The following is a 1,204-nucleotide window of genomic DNA, read 5'->3' on the forward strand; positions in this document are numbered from 1 at the left end:
GAGGCGGTTGTACGGCAGGTAGGCCTGCTGGTACGGGTACGTGGCCGCGGCCTCTTCGTTGAATTCGACGCCGATGCCGGGCTTATCGCCCGGGTGCAGGTAGCCGTCCACGAACGTCATGGACTGCTCGAACACCGTGTTGGTGGCGTCCGAGTGCTGCATGTATTCCTGGATGCCGTAGTTGTGGATGGCCAGGCCCACGTGCAGCTGGGCGGCGAAGCCCACCGGGGAGATGTCGGTGGGGCCGTGGAAGCCGGACTTGATCTGGTACTGCGCGGCGAAGTCCATGACCTTCTTCAGCGGGGAGATCCCGCCGAAGTGGGTGGAGGCTGCCCGGACGTAGTCGATCAGCTGTTCCTTGATGATGGTCTGGTAGTCGTACACGGTGTTGAAGATTTCACCGATGGCCAGCGGCGTGGTGGTGTGCTGGCGGACCAGGCGCAGCGCCTCCTGGTTCTCGGCCGGGGTGCAGTCCTCGAGCCAGAACAGGTCATACGGTTCCAGGGCCTTGCCGAGCTTGGCGGCCTGGATCGGGGTCATGCGGTGGTGGCCGTCGTGCAGCAGCGGCAGCTCCGGGCCGAACTCGTTCCGGACAGCCTCGAACACGGACGGCAAGTGGCGCAGGTACGCCCGGGTGTCCCAGTCCTCCTCCACCGGGAACGCGCCGCGCCCGGCGGGCTCGTAGTCGTAGCGTTCACCCGAGGCCTGGGCCTGGGCGGCGACGCCGTAGACGGCCTTGATGCCCGGGACGGCAGTCTGGATGCGGACGGACTTATAGCCGAGTTCCAGGTGCTCGCGGACCGAGTCGAACAGGGAGGGGATGTCCGCGCCGGAGGCATGGCCGTAGGCGCGCAGGCCGTTGCGGGATGCCCCGCCGAGGAGCTGGTAGACCGGCATCCCGGCGATCTTGCCCTTGATGTCCCAGAGCGCCATGTCCACCGCGGCGATCGCTGCCATGGTCACCGGGCCGCGGCGCCAGTACGAGGACCGGTACAGGAACTGCCAGGTGTCCTCGATCCGGTGCGGGTCCTTGCCGATCAGCAGCTGCGCGACGTGTTCCTTCAGGTACGCGGCGACGGCGAGCTCGCGGCCGTTCAGGGTGGCGTCACCGATGCCGGTCACGCCGTCCTCCGTGGTGATCCGGAGGGTCACGAAGTTACGGGACGGGCTTGTCACAAAGACTTCCGCGGCAATGATTTTCACA

The 1,204-nt window shown here is 66.7% G+C and carries 1 protein-coding gene; it reads right to left on the reverse strand.

The genetic code is table 11. The annotated features are described in order from the left end of the window. Positions 1-1,203, reverse strand: a 1,203-nt coding sequence (gene manD, locus CXQ91_RS24115; protein WP_104176365.1) for a D-mannonate dehydratase ManD, incomplete at its 3' end; no start/stop codon positions are given. Between the last annotated feature and the right edge of the window lies 1 nt (position 1,204).

This window comes from Arthrobacter sp. Y81, from assembly GCF_002929335.1.
GTDB lineage: Bacteria > Actinomycetota > Actinomycetes > Actinomycetales > Micrococcaceae > Arthrobacter.